The sequence below is a fragment of the Nitrospira tepida genome (assembly GCF_947241125.1).
Lineage (GTDB): Bacteria > Nitrospirota > Nitrospiria > Nitrospirales > Nitrospiraceae > Nitrospira_G > Nitrospira_G tepida.
In genome coordinates this window covers 2611093-2624167 of record NZ_OX365700.1, presented here as the reverse complement: position 1 = coordinate 2624167, position 13075 = coordinate 2611093, and the positions used below count along the sequence as shown (strand labels likewise).

Genomic DNA, 13075 nt, shown 5'->3' with positions numbered 1-13075 from the left:
TGTCAAAACCCTCCCAACGGTAGCTGCTTTTTGATTTCGTCCTTCTTCCCCAGGCCGCCGATGAAACGGCGAAATTCCCCCTGCTCATAGAGCGCGAGCGCGGGCAATCCGGTGATCTCCAGTTCGGCTGGAATCTGATGGTTCTCGCGCACGTTCATCTTCAGGATCGTGATTCGCCCGTCTACTTCCGGCTGAAGCCGTTCCAACTCTCCAAGCAGGGCCCAACAATGGCCACAGCCTGGTTGCCAGAATTCCACCAGCACCGGAATCGGCGATCCGCCGACAATCCGGTCAAACTCCCAGTCGGTCACATCCGGAATCATGAGATCAGTGCCGGCCTTGAGGTTCCGGATGGCGAAGCGGAAGCAAAGACCTGCTCATAGATCAAGTCGGCCAGCAGCCGGTAGCCGGCGGTGGTCAGGTGCAGTCCGTCATTGGAATAGACTGCCGCCAGTTGTTGGGTTGCGGGATCGGCAGTGGCGGCGAAGAGATCGATCAGGGGCAGGCCTTTGCGTGAGGCATAGTCCGCGATCAAGCCGTTGAGTTGGTGGCGCCGGGCCAGGTGGCCGGCGATCCAATCCCTGGCGTCGGGTGAATCGCCTGTGTCTTCCACTCGAATCGAGGGCACCGTCACAAGGATCGGTGTGGCGCTGGCGGCCAGGGCCTGTTCATACAATTTGACCAGGTTGCGCATGACTTCCTGCGGGTGCGCATTCCATCCCAGATCGTTGGTGCCGCCGAGAATGATGACATAGGCCGGGTTGTGCGCCAGCACGTCCTGCCGGAACCGCAGGACCATCTCGCCCGTCAATTCTCCGCAGATCCCGCTGACCCGGACCATAGCCCAACCTCCCAGGCGTTCTTGAAGAAAGTCGCCGTAGGGCGTTTCGCGCCCTGTAGGGTTCTGGGGCGTGGCGGTTTGAAAACCCGCCGTCAGGCTATCGCCGAAGCAGATGATCAAGGGCGGTGACGGCGGCATCGGGGTTGGTTGCAATCCGTGGCAGGCGTCGGACGAGCGATCGGCGGAATCTTGCGCATTGTACGCGGCCCTGTTGTAAGGGACAAGCAGCGAGCAGGACGTCCGGTCGTCATTCATCAAGCGAAGCTTGGTCAAGGGACATCATGCGTCGGGTCGCGCAGAGGGTGGAATTTCTTGACGAACCGGAGGGTCCACGGTACCACTAGCCTATGGACCAGCCCAAAACGGAAGGCCGCAGCCGAGCCTCTTCTCTCCTCGAAGGGAAGGAGCCGGAAGCGGTCGATCCTGAAGTGGCGGCGGTCAAACAGCTCCTCCGCCTGCTCGATAAGACCTCCAAATCCTATCGCACCTACGGTCCGCATAATCCCGTCGCGCAGAAATTCTTCGACCAGTTGTACCGGGGTCTCGAATCCCATTTGGCGATCTACCACCTGTTGGGATTTGTGATCCAACGGTCCGAACTCTACTTCAAAGACCAGTCGGTCTATCAGCCGGAAGCCGAGGGGACCAGCGAGAACTTCGCCTTCAAACTCTATGCTGACGGTATCAGGGAGTTGGTGATCTATGCCGGGGTCTCGCGGGAGGATCTGGCATTTTTTCTCGGCGCGCTCTGGGGCGGGACCGGACGGGATGGAGAGGAAGATGACGATGACATCGTGACCAGGCTCTGGGCCAAAAACTTGGCCACGATCACGATCGTCACGGCGGAGGAAATCGCCAAGGTGGCGGGGTCGCTCGATATCCTGAGCCCGCAGAATGCGGGCGCCATGAGCGCCCCTCCGGGACGGCTTCGCGAGATCATCGATCAGGAAACGTCCCGGCTGTCCAAAGGCCAGGGGGGAGCGGGCGGAGCCGGCGCCTCGCAGCGGGCGCGATTTCAATCTGGTCTGGCCGGATTCGAGACCACGGAAGCGGAAATGACGGCGCTCCAGGCCGAAATTACCGCGGAAAGCCGGCGGGACAGCGTGGTCTATCTCATCGAGGTCCTCTCGGCGATCTTCGTCTCGGAGCCATCCGAGCCGGTGTTGTCTCGTTGCCTGGATGTGTTCGGACAGGTCGTCCGGTCTCTCCTTGAACAGGGGAATTGGACGGTCGTCAATACCGTCCTGGGGTTTCTGTACGAATCGGAAGGGATGCGCTCCGGCCTGACAGAGGCTCAACAAGCGCGCATCGCGCAGATCTTTTCGGACTTGGGCTCACCCGAGCAATTGAAACTGATTGAAACCTGCCTGAACCGTTCGGCGGAGGTCGGGACGGTGGACCTCCTGCCGGTCCTGCTCCAATTGAAACCCGCCGCCGTGCCCGGCCTCTGCGGACTGCTGGCCAATCTTCAGTTCGCCGCCCACCAGGCCGTTGTGAGCGACGCGTTGATCACCCTCGCCAAGGAGACGCCGGAGCCGATCCTGCGCGGCCTGACGGATCGGCGGCCGGCCTATGTGCGGCATCTGCTCTCGATTCTTCACCGGTGGAACGACCCGCGTCACGTCGAGCCGGTCGAAAAGATTGTCCGCTATCCCGATCCGCAGGTCCGCAAGGAGGTCATTCGGCTCTTGGGGCACCTCCGTCCGAACGGCTCCGGGGTCAAGTTTGTCGGATTGGTTGGCGACCAGGATGAAACGGTCCGCATGGCCGCGCTCAAGCTGCTGAACGACGGCCACTACACGGTTCCGTTTTCCGCCTGGGCCCCGCTCCTATCCGCCGAGCCGTTTGCCGACCGCAGTCCGGCGGAGAAGCGCGCGGTCTTTCAAGCCGTCCGTCAGACGAGCGGCGACGAGGCGGTCCCCTACTGGCAGGGATTGCTCACCGACTGGTCCTGGACGAATCGAAAGAAGAAAGAGGATCTGGCGCTCCTCGCCGCCGAGGCGTTGGGGAAGCTTGCGACGCCGGCCGCCCTGCAAGCGCTTGAGCTGGGCCAGGCGAAAGGCGGCGGCAGCGTGCGCCAAGCATGCAGCAACGCGTTGATCCTGGCGGCGAAGCAGCAGAAGGCAAAATCCGCGTCCATGGGATGATCCGCCGTCGGAATGGTCTGACACATGAATGAGCCCACGACATCGCCGCCCGAGACCGGTGACGCCGAGACCGGCGGGCAGCCGTTCCTCACTCATGAAAAGTCGCTGACGCAAAAAATCGCCAAGGGGTCGGAGGCCGGCGATATTCTGGATCAGCAAATCCTGATGCTGGGGATCCAGTTGGTCACCCAGTTGAACGCCCTCATCAAGACCGCCCGCATCCATGGCCGTACCAATGCCGCGCTCGACAAGCCGGTCGAAGGCATGCTCACGCTGATCAAGACACTGGCTCACAGCGCCGCGGTGGTGCTGCGTCTCCAGAATGATTTTCTGTTCATCGGCGACCAGCATCTGAAGGTCAACGCCCAGCAGATGGCGGTCTTTTCGAGCGTGATCGACAGCTTGAACGCCTGGAAGGTCGGCGGGATTTCGTTCTCGAACGAGGTGGAGTCCAAGGACATCCGCGGGTTCGCGCATGTCTTCGTCACCGGGGACCCCGCGTCGAGGACGCTTCAGGATCTGCGGAAGGAGCTGGAGGGGCACGGCGTCAAGGGCATCGAGCTGGAGGATCCCAAATTTCTCAATCCGGCCGGAGTGAAACAGCAGAAGGCCGTGGCCAAGAACTCCTACATGTCGGCCGCCGGGGCCGTGGGCCACTTGACGCAGCAGGCCCGCGAAGGCGGGGCGGTCGGATTCAAACAGGCCAAGCGCGCCATTCAAAATATCGTGGATCTCTTGACGCAGGACCCGGCGACTCTGTTGGGCCTCACCACGCTCCGATGCCACGACGAGTACACGCACAACCATTCCGTGAACGTCGCGCTCCTGTCCATGGCGCTGGGAAACCGGGCGGGGTACTCCAAAGTCGAGCTGGCGGATCTCGGATTGGCCGCCTTGTTTCACGACGTGGGGAAATGCGCCATTTCGCTCGACGTGCTGAACAAGCCGGGAGAATTTACGAAAGAGGAATGGCAGACCATGCGCACGCATCCGACGGAGGGCGTCCTGACCTTGATCACATTGAGGGGGATCCACCATGTTCCCGATCGAATGGCCGCCGCCTCCTTCGAGCACCACATGAATTACGACTTTTCCGGGTACCCCAAGCTGGCGGTTGAGTGGAAACAGTCGGTGGCGAGCCGGATTGTGACGATTGCCGACTGTTACGACGCGATGACCTCCTCGCGCGTGTATCGGCGGGAACCGATGACGCCGTCCAAGGTGCTCCAGTTCATGTTCTCGAAGAGCGGGCAGTCCTTCGATCCGGTGTTGCTGAAACTTTTCGTCAATTGCGTGGGGATCGTGCCGATCGGTAGTTTGGTCCTGTTGGACACCAACGAATTGGCCGTGGTCGTGCGGCCGGCCCAGGACAAGGACAATGCCGAGCGGCCGGTCGTGCGGATGGTCGCGGACAGCGACGGCAATCCGGTCGAGGACGGACCCGAGATGGATTTGGCCCAGAAGACGGACGACGGCGAGTACCGGGTCAGCATCGTCCAGCTCGTCGATAACGCCGCCTATCAGTTCGACACCAGCCGGTATTTCGTGTGAGGTCTTCTTCCGTGCGTCCCGCTCGGACCCCTCCTTGACAGTGGCGGAAATCGAACGCTATCCTGCCGGGCGGTTGCTTGTGCGAGAGCCCCACTCTTCAACTCGCGGACAAAGGAGCGTGTGCGAATGAACTGGCTGGATCGGACTGCGATGTGGGCGTCAATCGTCATGTTATCTGGCGTGGTGGGAGCGATGGCGGGCTTGGTCGAGGCCGCCGACTTCAAGATGGGCGTGGTCGATCCTCAAACGGTTTTGGAAAAGACCAAGGCCGGGCGACGGGCGCTCGATACCCTGAAGGAATATGCCCAGGCCCGCCAGAAACTCCTGGCGCAGGACGAGGAGGATCTCAAAAGCATGGAAAAGCAGCTCAAGGAGCAGGAAAGCACCTTGAGCGACGCCGCCAAGAAGGAAAAGCAGGAAAAGTTTCGCACGAAAATCGGCGAGTACCAGAAGCGGCTGCAGGAGTTCAATCAGGAATTGGCCGCCAAGCAAAAAGGGTTGGTGGACGAGTACATGAAGAAGATCAGCTCGGCGACCCAGACTGTGGCGGAGAAGAGCGGGTTCGCCCTGGTGGTGGACAAGGGCAGCGAACAGACGATCAAGATCGTGATCTACAATAAGGACGCGATCGACCTCACGGACCAGGTGATCAAAGAGTTTGATCGGGTGAACAAGTAGGCGGCCTCCCCTCCTAGACTTGCCCCGCCCCGACCTCCTTCCGCAATCGATCGACAAGCCGGGCGAAGGCAGCGCACTCCCCTTCCGTCGAGACCGGGACCAATTCGATGTGGTCCGGTCCGCTGGCGCCCAGGCCCAACTCGATAGCTCGTTTGATCTGCCGCTGATCCCAGGGGCTCCCCTCCAGAATTTTCGGCCATTGCCCGTATGACCGGAGCAGGGCCAGCGCCGTCACGTCGAGCGCCACGCGATCCCCGCTGATCAACAAGAGGTCCGCCTGCGCGGGTGTGCCGCTCGTCGGCCCGCCTTCAATCATAATCGTGGTCCCGTCTGCGACCGTGAGCTGCGGATGCACGGCCAGGTTCAGCTCCGCGATGCGCTCATGCCAGTGCCCGGAGAGGAAGGCGACCGATGGTCGGTTGCGCGGATGCACGATCCCCACCCAATTCTTCAGGCTGCACGAGTAATGGGCAAACCGGTGGGTCTTGACGACGGGGACATTGATGACGAGATCGGCGTCATAGAGCGGTTTCGAGACATAGTATCGGCGGAGCACGGTCGCGCCAGGCGGCTCCACTCCGACCCAGCCCTCATCTTCGAGCGCAAGGATCTTGGCTCCCTGCCGTGCCGCCGCGGCCCGCATGCCTGTGGCTTCGAGATTGGCCCTGGTCGGAAACCGAATGAGCCCGGAGCTGTCCGCCACAGCCACCTCCCCCGCCCCGGCCGACCGAACCGATCGGATCACCGCCTCGACGACCAGCGGGTTGGTCGTGGAGGGCGGCGGCCGATCGTTCACGACATTGGGCTTGATCAGCACATGCTTGCCCTGTATCGGCAGTCGGATCAATCCGCCCAACCGCTCCAATCCGGCGGCCAGCATGGCATGCGGATCGCGGCCTTGGACGACAGCCACCAGCGAGCGGGCACCGTTGACGAAGGGATTGGGAGGAATCGGTTTGGGTTCGACCAGCGGCGCCTTGGGCTCGAACAGCAGGTCTCCGAGCAGCGAGCGGGGCGCCATCGCGATGGCGGCGTAGAGGCCGGCGCCGAAGCCGATCCGGCCGAGCAGGTCTCGGCGGGATAAATCGATCACTTCGTCCCGGTCCCTGATTCCAGAGGGTATCCGGCCTCCCGCCAGGCGCGGATGCCGCCGTCCATCGAGGTGACGTTCGTATAGCCCATGCGCTGGAGCGCATCCGCCGCCAGGACCGACCGATAGCCGCCGCCGCAATACAGCACGATCTCGGCCTGCCGATCGGGAATGAGGGTTTCGATGTCGCGTTCGAGGATGCCCTTGCCCAGATGGTGGGCGCCCTTGATGTGGTCCTTGCTGAACTCGTGGTCCTCGCGCACGTCGATCAAGTGAAGCCGCTGATGCCGATCGAGCTTGGCCTTGACGTCGTCGATCATGCACTCGCGAACCCGCGCGCGGGTTTCGTTGACCAGTTTGAGGAATCCGGGATTATGTGTCATCGAATCACCTGTGCGCCATCGTGGATTTCTTGAGCACCATGAGCTAGAACAACGCCATTTGTCCGACCACCGGACGGCGAAAGGTCTGTGGAATCGACCGGTCGCAGGGTTCCGGAAACCCCGCTTTGCGTGCGCTCACGGTAAAGAGCGTCTCGATCATGTTCCAATAGGCGCCGCTGCCTTCCTGGCGGCGGTAGAAGCGGCTGTCCGACAGTCTGCCGCCCCTGACTTCCATGAGCCGATGGCGGATCTTGTCGATGCGATCGGGAAACGCCGCCGCCATGCGATCTAGAAACACCGGTTCCACACTGCCAGAGAGCCGCAACAATGTGTAGAAGGCCTCGTCCGCGCCGGCCGCCCGCGCCTGTGTGAGCAGCGTGGGGATATCCTGATCGTTCAAGCCCGGGATGATCGGAGCCAGCGACACGCCGGTGGGAATCCCGGCTTTGACGAGCGCCTCGACCGTCGCGAATCGCTTGGCCGGAGACGGGACGTGCGGCTCGACCTTGCGCGCCACCTCCGCATCGGCGAACGGGATGCTGATATATACGCGCAGCCAGGCCCGGTCGTGCAGGCGGCGGAGCAGATCGATGTCGCGCTGGATCAGGGCGCTTTTCGTGATCACGCCCACCGGATTCTGAAACTCCGCACAAACCTCCAGACAAGCCCGCGTGAGACCATAAGTCGCTTCCAGCGGCTGGTAACAGTCGGTGTTGCCCGAGAAGACGATCAACTCGCCCCGCCAGGATGGCCGCAAGAAGGCCTGTCGGAGCAGATCCGGCGCGTCCGGCTTGATGATCAGTTTCGATTCGAAATCGGTGCCGGCGCCGAAGCCCCAATATTCATGGCTGGGGCGCGCGTAACAATAGGCGCAGGCGTGGAAGCAGCCGCGATAGGGATTCACGCTCCACCGGAACGGCAGGTCCGGGCTCTCGTTTCGGCTCAGGATCTCTCGGGAGTCGTCCTCGAAGACCTGAACCTGAACCGGCGGCGGCGGTTCAAGCCATTCGCGATGCTGCGATTCATAGGGGTTGGGTGGATTCGCAACCGTCAGCACGGCCTATGGTGTCTCTCGGCCCGTTGCCCTGTCAAGATTGTGGCAGATGCAAGGTGTCCGAAAGACGCAGGAGCAGGATCACGAAACGCCGCGCCTCATCGGACCTTGGTTTGACTCCGCGGAACCTCGATGTTATTGTCCGATCCCGATTCGAAAGGCATGTGATCATGTACGATCTCCGCTACTTGCGAGACCATTTGGAAACATTGCGGGCCGCACTGGGTCCGCGCGGCGCGGACGTGGCTTGGGACGGGCTGGCCAAGCTTCTGGAAGAACGGCGCGGCCTCACCGTGCAGGTCGAGACGCTTCGGCATCAACTGAGGAAAGGGTCGGAAGAAATCGCGCGGCTGAAGCGAGAGAAACAGTCGGCGGATGCGGCGATGGCGGAGATGAAGCTCGTGGGCGACCGGATCAAGGAGGGTGAGGAGGGGTTGCGGGCGATCGAAGAGCAGGTGGCCGAACTCGCCTTGCGGATTCCCAACCTTCCCCATGAGTCCGTTCCTGTCGGCAAGGGGGCGGATGACAATGTCGAGGTCCGCCGATGGGGAACGGCGTCGGTCATGGAGTGGCCCGCACGTGCCCATTGGGAGATCGGCGAAACGCTCGGCATCCTGGATTTCGAACGGGCCTCGAAGATCGCCGGGGCGCGGTTTGCCGTGCTGACCGGTTTGGGGGCGCGATTGGAGCGAGCGCTAATCAACTTCATGCTGGACGTGCATACGACGGAGCATGGCTATCGCGAGGTGCTGCCGCCGTTTCTGGTGAACCGGGCTTCGATGACCGGGACCGGGCAGTTGCCAAAATTCGAAGAGGATCTGTTCCGGTTGCGCGACGATCCCTACTACCTGATCCCGACGGCTGAGGTGCCGGTCACGAATCTGCACCGTGATGAAATATTGGATGAGGGATCTCTCCCGATCCGCTATGTCGCCTATACGCCCTGCTTCAGGCGAGAGGCCGGGTCCTACGGCAAGGACACCAGGGGTCTGATCCGGCAGCATCAGTTCAACAAGGTGGAGCTGGTCAGTCTGGTTAAAGCGGAAGACTCCTATGGCGAGATGGACCGGCTCACGGGCCATGCGGAAGCGATCCTTCAACGGTTGGGCCTTCCCTACCGAGTGGTCACGCTCTGCACGGGGGACATGGGGTTTTCGGCCGCAAAAACCTACGACCTTGAGGTCTGGCTGCCATCACAGCAGACCTATCGGGAGATTTCCTCCTGCAGCAATTTCGAGGCGTTTCAGGCGCGCCGGGCCAACATGCGATGGCGCGACGATAAGGGCAAGAAGGACGCCAAGACGGAGTTCGTCCATACCTTGAACGGCTCAGGATTGGCGGTTGGACGGACACTCGTGGCGATTCTGGAAAATTACCAGCAGGCCGATGGGTCTGTGATTGTCCCTGAGCCGTTACGTCCGTATATGGGAGGAGTCGAGCGGATTGAGCGATAGCGGATGTAACTGGATAAGGGATAATAAGGCCTGCGGTTTAAGTGGCGCTAAGCGAAGGCACCAACGGTGTCTCTCCGGCGGCAACAGGTGCGATACAACGTAAAACAGCCACCGGTTCAAGCGAGGCTTGCGATAGAGGGCTTCGTCCGCGGAGCCGCCGGATCTACCGAGGGGTGGTTATAGGAAGAACGGATGAATTACTGGAGGAGTATCTCCGCTCGCCGTAATTACGATAGACCGATAAATAAGCGAGCGGCTCAACCGAAGGTTGGTTATAGGAAAGCTGAATAAACAACAGCGGTGTTTCTCCGGCGGCGTCAATGAAGAGGGCTTCGCCCGATGAGCCGCCGGGTCAAGCGAAGCTTGGTATGGAGGGGTGACGGAGTGGCCGAACGTGCCGGTCTTGAAAACCGGAGACGGGGCAACCTGTCCGCGAGTTCAAATCTCGCCCCCTCCGCCATATTTTCCCGCGAAAACTGAAGATTTTGGTCTGAAATTGTGGCGGTTCTGTGGCGGTTCTCGATTTTTTGAAGGTCTTGAAGGTTGGCCAGCCGCTTGAGTCCCTCCGATAAGTCCGCCTCGCTCACAATCGCATAGCGCCGATACACGGCTTCAGTCTTGTGCCCGGTCAGCTTCATCGCCACAGACCGCGGGACCCCTGCCCGCTCGAAGTTCCTGACGGCGGTCCGGCGGAAATCGTGGGGGATGCGTTCCGGTACCCCTGCCCGCTTGCAGGCTTCTTTCCATCGCCGATACAGGGCCTTCACGTGAATAGGCTTCACCGTCCCCCGATCATTCCAGAAGAACACCCACGGCACCGCCTGCCCGGTTTGCATCTCCAAGGCAAGGGCCTTCTCCCACTGATTCCGCAGGACATAGGCGAGTTCCGGGAGCACGGCAAACGGCAGGGTTCGGCCTTCATCGTTTTTGGTCGTGCCCGGTTCCAGTCTCACGGTTCCTGCCTGGAAATCAACCTGCTTCCATCTCAGCGGGAGGACTTCGCTCGGCGTTCGCCAGCCGGTCAGATAGGCGAACGTCACAGCCCCTCGGTATGCCTCTGGGAGATGCGCCCGCACGGCTTCAAAGTCCCGCCGCTCGAAAAAGCCCTTCCGGGCGTTCTGGATACTGATAACTGGAAACGGCGGGACAATCGCCTTCCCCGCTCGTTCCGCCAGCTTGAAGGCCCGATGCAGATAGGTCAGCTCAAGTTTCACCGTGGCGGGCGCAATCTTCGCGGCCAGCCGGTCGGCCACATAGCGGTTGAGGGCGTCAAGCGTGATGTCACAGGCGCGCCGATGACCAAGGGCGGGCGTCAGGGCCTTCACGCACGTTTCCAGCCGTCGGGTGGACCGACGTTGATTGACGGCATACTCATCGCGCAACATCTGCATCAGATCATCGAAGGTCGTTTTCTCCAACTGAGGTCCGCGGAGCTGCCCCCTGCCCATCTCGCCAAGGCGCTTGCGCAGCAGCCGCACGGCATCCTGCTCATTGGTTGAGCCGGATGTCTCCCGATAGCGTTGTCCCCGCCAGTGGTATTGAATCCACCAAGTCGAGCCCCGCTGAAACAGGGTGCCAAGACCGCGCCGCTTCATCGGCTCCTCCTCTTGGTTGTGCGTCTAGTCGGGACGAGTTGCCCCGTGTGAACCTGGACCAGCATCTTGACGAGACGGGCCAGGGGCTCGCTAATACCCCGTTCTCCCCTCTCCGCTAAGGCAATGGCGTTCGTCGTCACTCCCACAGCCTCAGCGAGTTTCGCTTGGGTCAGCCCTAACACCGTTCGCAGTCTCCGTAGTTCCTCGCCGTCCATGTGGACTATATAACTAAGTTATATAACATCTGTCAAGCCCGTCGCGATGCAAACCATCTCTCAATCGCCTTCTCGGGAAACAACAGGACCTTCCTCGATGGCTGGCTGTGCGGCATCTGCTTTTTGTGTCGATAGAGCCATCTAGGCACGATGCCGTACCGCTCGCACACTTCCACCACGGTGAGATACCGCCCGGTCTCAACCGGTGCCGGGGTCGGCGTTGTGCTGGTCATGAGCTTGTACAGGGCTATGGTCTTGACTCGCTCAAGGTCCCCGATCACGTCCGACAGGGATGCCGGCGAAAGTGAGATCACGAGGCGCTCCAGTGTGCTGATGAGGTCAGTCAACTGGGGAGAAGGATTCCCATTCATCGGCGTTCCTGCCTCTGACGGTGTTTGTAGGACTGGCTCCCGACTGGGCCCCAACGGAGCCCAGTCGGGCGGGTGAGAGTTAGCCAGCGAAAGATCGCCTCCGGCCCGTTCCAAAGGCGTTTATGGGTGCGGCCTTTGATTGCACCCATAATTCCTGCCATATGGTCATCGTAACTGGGCGAAATCACACCGCATTCCTCAAGGACTGGGTGGTAGAGGTATCGGTACAGGTAGAAGAGAGGAAGAGTAGCCGTAAGAGTATTAATGATTCTGTTAATCATGAGGCCCCGCAACAAGCTCAACGAGATGGTCGATCACGGAATACTGCTGGGCGAGTGTCCGTGTGCCGCCATTGGCGTCTTTCTCTACCACTCGAACGGCAGCAAGAAAGATTTTGTTGCGAAACACCTTGGTTGTCATTCGACCCTGGCGCTCTGGTTTTCTGCCCGCAGCTAAGATCCAGTGGCGCAAAAATTTGTGTCCTGGCCCCCATGGATGCTTGCCCTTTGTCACATCGCAGACCATGTAGAGGTGAGTTCCATAGAATGCACCAGGCGTGACGGTGACAAACCAGAGAAACAATTTGGTCTGCCGCCACATATCCTTTCGTGAAGCTCTGACGAACGACACTTCATATTCGCCGGATGGCACCAGGGGAGGAACCTCCGTCGAACTATCAAACGTGAGGTCCTCTAGCGTCTCTGACATTGTTGCCCTACCTCCGCCGCAGCGGTCCGGCATTGCGTATCGGCAGCGCGATCTATGAAATCCCGCAGGTCCTCTTGCCTTATGAGAACCCGGCGACCTAACCGGACGACAGGCAGAATCCCCTCCCGCACCCACCGCCGAACAGTGCTCTCCCCTACGTTCAACTCAGCTTTGATTGTTTGAATGTCCTTGAGCATCAGTACCTCCTCTGAGTAGTCGTGATTGCTCACATCCCAAGGCTACTACGGTTCGAGGAGATATTTACTTATCACCGAACAGAAAGAAGGATGATATGGACGGGACGAGAGAATGCGGCCGGAGAGGATTACCTTGCCCTTGCCTGCCGTGGGGCAAGTGGATGGACCTTCATCATTGCCTTGGCATATCTGCGGACACCCTTATCGTGACTTTTGGCAAGTAAGGCGTACCAATCATAAAGCACAGCCTTCTTTTCTGCGTTAACCCTAGCGAGCCTCTTCCTGGCTCGATTGAGCTGTAGCGGCGTGGTCTTCAAGATTGCCTGACATACGGAGGAGAGGGATCGACTGAGTGGAAGGTCAGCGGGAGGAATCTCACGCCCTAGTGCTTCTGAGACAATTCTGGCTAGTTTTTCATTGCGCACCACGAGATTTTTGGTCGAACGGGTAAGGGCCATGAATTCGGCACGAATTTGACCCATGAGAGACGCATAGTCATGCAATAGCGTTTCATCTCTGCTTGCTGTCTTTGTCTCCTTTCTCCTATCCGAAAGCTCTGGCGTCGCACATTGCGCCGAAAGCCATTTGAGCGCTTTGACTGTGCCTAAATGATCCCGTCTGACAATGTAGTCCATGAGCTTTTCCATGAACCACTTCTCGTAACGTTGGTACAAATCATTGCGAAATTTCTCCATGAGATAACCCAGTCCACTCCCTCGTACGATTTGGATACTGGCAAGTTCGATCGGATGCAGTGTTTTAGTCATAGAAGTCTCCTTGCAGGGATAGCC

The 13075-nt window shown here is 60.1% G+C and carries 14 protein-coding genes, 1 tRNA gene and 1 pseudogene; 5 read left to right on the top strand and 11 right to left on the bottom strand.

The genetic code is table 11. The features are described from left to right. Positions 1-2: 2 nt before the first annotated feature. Together QWI75_RS12415 and QWI75_RS12410 are read right to left on the bottom strand one after the other, a co-directional pair. Positions 3-323: a thioredoxin family protein gene (locus QWI75_RS12415; RefSeq protein ID WP_289268891.1), complete on the bottom strand. Its 321-nt coding sequence runs from the start codon at positions 321-323 to the stop codon at positions 3-5. Continuing rightward, a complete protein-coding gene (locus QWI75_RS12410) occupies positions 320-1096 on the bottom strand; it encodes a GDSL-type esterase/lipase family protein (RefSeq protein ID WP_289268890.1) in 777 nt (258 codons plus the stop codon). The genes QWI75_RS12415 and QWI75_RS12410 overlap by 4 nt, the downstream gene beginning before the upstream one ends. A gap of 92 nt (positions 1097-1188) precedes the next feature. Between QWI75_RS12410 and QWI75_RS12405 the strand changes: the two genes are divergently transcribed. From QWI75_RS12405 to QWI75_RS12395, 3 genes are all read left to right on the top strand, one after another. Continuing rightward, on the top strand, positions 1189-2988 hold the full coding sequence (locus QWI75_RS12405; protein WP_289268889.1) for a HEAT repeat domain-containing protein: 1800 nt from the start codon (positions 1189-1191) through the stop codon (positions 2986-2988). A gap of 24 nt (positions 2989-3012) precedes the next feature. Beyond that, entirely contained in the window at positions 3013-4539 is a 1527-nt protein-coding gene (locus tag QWI75_RS12400; protein ID WP_289268888.1) for an HD-GYP domain-containing protein, read from the top strand. Positions 4540-4665: 126 nt separating this feature from the next. Next, the gene (locus tag QWI75_RS12395) at positions 4666-5217 is read left to right on the top strand and encodes an OmpH/Skp family outer membrane protein (protein WP_289268887.1); all 552 of its coding nucleotides are present in this window, start codon (positions 4666-4668) and stop codon (positions 5215-5217) included. Positions 5218-5230: 13 nt separating this feature from the next. On the opposite strand, the gene QWI75_RS12390 is transcribed toward QWI75_RS12395, so the two are convergent. From QWI75_RS12390 to QWI75_RS12380, 3 genes are read right to left on the bottom strand one after another with little or no spacing between them, the layout of a single operon-like run. Beyond that, entirely contained in the window at positions 5231-6310 is a 1080-nt protein-coding gene (locus QWI75_RS12390; RefSeq protein WP_289268886.1) for a DUF362 domain-containing protein, read from the bottom strand. Next, positions 6307-6690: a rhodanese-like domain-containing protein gene (locus QWI75_RS12385; protein WP_289268885.1), complete on the bottom strand. Its 384-nt coding sequence runs from the start codon at positions 6688-6690 to the stop codon at positions 6307-6309. Before QWI75_RS12385 ends, QWI75_RS12390 begins: the two co-directional genes overlap by 4 nt. 43 nt (positions 6691-6733) lie before the next feature. Continuing rightward, on the bottom strand, positions 6734-7747 hold the full coding sequence (locus tag QWI75_RS12380) for a PA0069 family radical SAM protein (protein ID WP_289268884.1): 1014 nt from the start codon (positions 7745-7747) through the stop codon (positions 6734-6736). 167 nt (positions 7748-7914) lie between these two features. Between QWI75_RS12380 and serS the strand changes: the two genes are divergently transcribed. After that, on the top strand, positions 7915-9198 hold the full coding sequence (gene serS / locus QWI75_RS12375) for a serine--tRNA ligase (protein ID WP_289268883.1): 1284 nt from the start codon (positions 7915-7917) through the stop codon (positions 9196-9198). A 370-nt stretch (positions 9199-9568) separates the two neighbouring features. Beyond that, a tRNA-Ser gene (locus tag QWI75_RS12370) sits at positions 9569-9658 on the top strand. 184 nt (positions 9659-9842) lie between these two features. On the opposite strand, the pseudogene QWI75_RS22845 reads toward QWI75_RS12370, so the two are convergent. The 6 genes and pseudogenes from QWI75_RS22845 to QWI75_RS12350 all read right to left on the bottom strand — a co-directional run. Continuing rightward, positions 9843-10583: pseudogene (locus tag QWI75_RS22845) on the bottom strand (tyrosine-type recombinase/integrase); the annotation flags it as partial. 206 nt (positions 10584-10789) lie between these two features. Beyond that, entirely contained in the window at positions 10790-11008 is a 219-nt protein-coding gene (locus QWI75_RS22840) for a helix-turn-helix transcriptional regulator (protein ID WP_370693572.1), read from the bottom strand. A gap of 32 nt (positions 11009-11040) precedes the next feature. Further along, positions 11041-11379: a helix-turn-helix domain-containing protein gene (locus QWI75_RS12360; RefSeq protein WP_289268881.1), complete on the bottom strand. Its 339-nt coding sequence runs from the start codon at positions 11377-11379 to the stop codon at positions 11041-11043. Between the two features lie 273 nt (positions 11380-11652). Beyond that, entirely contained in the window at positions 11653-11979 is a 327-nt protein-coding gene (locus QWI75_RS12355; protein WP_289268880.1) for a hypothetical protein, read from the bottom strand. 92 nt (positions 11980-12071) lie between these two features. Then, entirely contained in the window at positions 12072-12284 is a 213-nt protein-coding gene (locus QWI75_RS22835) for a helix-turn-helix domain-containing protein (protein WP_370693571.1), read from the bottom strand. 128 nt (positions 12285-12412) lie between these two features. Continuing rightward, the gene (locus QWI75_RS12350; RefSeq protein ID WP_289268879.1) at positions 12413-13051 is read right to left on the bottom strand and encodes a hypothetical protein; all 639 of its coding nucleotides are present in this window, start codon (positions 13049-13051) and stop codon (positions 12413-12415) included. Positions 13052-13075: the final 24 nt, after the last annotated feature.